The following is a 3,303-nucleotide window of genomic DNA, read 5'->3' on the forward strand; positions in this document are numbered from 1 at the left end:
ATTTCAGGCTGAGATTCAGCATTGGGCGGTAGAGCGCCACAAGCCCTCTGTTTATTGGGTTTTTGTGTTCAGGAAGAATATTCCCGCGAACAAAGTAACCCATCAGCACGGGAACTAGTGTGATGGCCAACCCTGCTGATGCTGCCATGGCATAAGTTTTGGTAAAGGCGAGGGGCGAAAACATCTTCCCTTCTTGGCCCTCTAACGCAAACACAGGAACAAAACTGAGTGTAATGATGAGAAGCGAGAAGAACAGCGGCGCACCGACTTCTTCAGCCGCTTTACCGATCACTTGCCAACGGTTTTTATCCGTCAATGGTGTGCGTTCAATATGCTTATGCACGTTCTCAATCATGACGATCGCACCATCCACCATGGCACCAATGGCAATGGCAATACCACCGAGAGACATGATGTTGGCGTTGATGCCTTGCCAGTGCATAACGATGAAGGCACTTAAAATACCAACAGGTAAGCTAATCGCGATAACCAGTGATGAACGGATATGAAACAGGAACAGCGCACAAACAACCGCCACAACAATGAACTCTTCAATGAGTTTTTGCCATAGGTTTTCGACTGCGGCATCAATGAGTGTTGAACGGTCGTAGGTAGCCACGATTTCGACGCCCTCAGGAAGGCCTTGTTGCAGTTCACTGAGCTTGGCTTTCACATTATCGATGACCTCACTGGCGTTCTCACCAAAGCGCATCACAATCACACCACCTACCGCTTCACCCTCACCATTAAGCTCAGAGATACCGCGACGCATTTGTGGCCCAGTATTGATCTCGGCAATGTCACCCAATAGAAGCGGCGTGCCTTTGTCGGTGACTTTAAGCGGCAGCGATTTAATGTCTTCGATACTGCTTAAATAGCCGGTGGTGCGAACCATGTGCTCAGCTTCTGCAACCTCAACCACTGAAGCCCCCGTTTCTTGGTTGCCATCTTGGATTGCCATGTTAATTTGTTGCAAGGTGAGGTCGTAGGCACGAAGCTTCGCCGGATCTATCTGAACCTGATACTGCTTGACCATACCGCCCACAGTGGCCACTTCTGATACTCCCTCAACGGTTTGCAGTTCGTACTTTAAGAACCAGTCTTGCAGGCTACGCAGCTCGGCTAAATCATGTTGCCCAGTTTTGTCTTGCAACACGTAGCTGTAAATCCAACCCACACCCGTCGCATCTGGGCCGAGTGTTGGCTTGGCGTTGGCAGGAAGGTTAGGGGCGACTTGGCTTAAATACTCCAACACTCTAGAACGAGCCCAGTACATGTCGGTGTCATCGTTAAAGATGATGTAAACATAGGAGTCGCCAAAAAAAGAATACCCACGAACGGTTTCAGCGCCCGGTACTGCGAGCATGGCCGTTGTTAGTGGATAGGTAACCTGATCTTCCACAACCTGTGGTGCTTGCCCCGGGTAGCTGGTTTTTATGATGACCTGCACATCAGAGAGATCAGGCAGCGCATCAACTGGCGTATTTTTAACGCTGTACAGTCCCGCTAAGGTAAGGAAAATACAGGCTATTAAAACCAAGAATCGATTATTGATTGACCATCGAATAATGGCAGTAATCATTGGTTATCCCCCATATTGTGATGGGCGTGGGCATCCATTGAGGCTTTGTCATCTTGAGTACGGCTTTCTTTAGTTGAGAGAGTGTCAATCTCAACTAAAGAGAGTTCAGCGCCGTCTTTGGACATTAGAAATCGAACCGTTTGCCCTTCAACTAAACCCGATAAATCGACATCTTCCCCAACGGAAAAATTCATTTCACCGGCATCCCAGCTCCACTCAGGCGCGGCGGCATGTTTTAAAGTGACCATGCCAAAATCAGCCATGAGCATAGTGATCTCGCCATCGACCCATAACTCACTGGCAATGACCGTGTCATCTATATTGAGAGTAACGATATCGTACTGCCCTGATTCCCCTTGTTGCATTTCAAAGTCAATCATCTGGCCTTTAGTCAGTTGTGCCATATCAACATCTTCGGCAATATTGAAGTTCATCACCATTCCCGGCCAATTCCACTCAGGAACCGGCTGGTGGTTGATGGTTAGCATGCGGTGGTCTTTCATAACATCGGTGATTTCCCCTTTCGTCCATGCGGTTTCGGCTGGGGCTTCAACTCCATTGATGCGAGAAAGATCAGCTGATTGGCTTGATTCTGAATCGATCATGAAGTGAGCTGATGTCACAATACGATCGTTCTCATTGAGACCTTGAATGACTTCGATTTTCTCACCGGCTTCTCGTCCCACTTCAATGCGAGCCGAACGGTATTTTCCATCGCCTTGCGAAAGCACCACGCGTGTCATGCCACCAGAACGAATAACCGATGATCGTGGAATAGTTAACACGCTTTCGCTTGATTCTGGTTGCAAAGCAATATTGGCAAACATATTGGGTTTTAGTTCACCTTCTGGATTGGTAAATTTAAGTCGCACGCGAAGGGTACGAGTCTTTGGGTCAAGGATGGGGTAAACGTAATCGACAACGCCTTGCCACTCACGGCCCGGTATGGCATCAAGTGTCATGCTGGCTTGGCTGCCCGTTGTGATCCAGTGTGATTGACGCTCAAAGACTTCCGCATCGACCCAAACTTCGTTAAGAGGACCTGCGCTGATCACGGTTTGCGCTGGAGAGAGGTAGCCCCCTTCACGAATGTTTAAACTGGCAATTACGCCATCAGAGGTCGCTTTAATATCAATGGTTTGAGAGGCGCGATTTGCTTTTACGATATGCCTGATTTGAGATTTATCAACACCGAGTGAAACTAAGCGATCCGTCGCGCCACGGATTAACCCTTTGTGCCCTGCTCGATACGCATTCAGCAGCTCTTCTTGTGCTTTCACTAGCTCTGGAGAGTACAGAGTGAATAGCACATCCCCCTTGTTAACTTGCTCACCGATCGCGTTGACGTTGAGTTTTTCAACCCAACCCGCGATGCGAACATTGGTTTGCCAAACGAGGCTATCATCAAACGCGACATAGCCAACGGTTTCGATGCGTGGCGACAGTTTTTCTTGTGTCACGAATGCGGTTTTTACGCCTAAATTATTCTCGACTGCTGGGTTAATCGTCACGGTGCCAGCTTCTTCATTTTCTCCCGCGAGATCAGAGGCGTAGACTGGGACAAGGTCCATCCCCATTGGCGACTTCCCTGCCTGATCTCGGCGATAGTTTGCATCCATTGGAGCCACCCAATAGAGGGGTTCATCTGCGCCTTTTTCGTCAGTTGAGGCCATGGCACTCATATCGTGGCTTGCAGGCAAGATGTAGTGGCTAGCACTAAA

2 protein-coding genes are annotated in these 3,303 nt (G+C 48.9%); both read right to left on the reverse strand.

Annotation, left to right across the window (positions count from 1 at the left end; all coding sequences use genetic code 11):
- The coding region (locus ACP45E_RS08600) for an efflux RND transporter permease subunit (RefSeq protein WP_141707261.1) at positions 1 to 1,582 on the reverse strand (1,582 nt) is incomplete at its 3' end.
- Positions 1,579 to 3,303 (reverse strand): efflux RND transporter periplasmic adaptor subunit (locus ACP45E_RS08605; RefSeq protein ID WP_069584893.1); only part of this gene is annotated, 1,725 nt, incomplete at its 5' end. The genes ACP45E_RS08605 and ACP45E_RS08600, both read right to left, overlap by 4 nt.

This window comes from Vibrio genomosp. F10 str. 9ZD137 (genome assembly GCF_049974785.1).
Classification (GTDB): domain Bacteria; phylum Pseudomonadota; class Gammaproteobacteria; order Enterobacterales; family Vibrionaceae; genus Vibrio.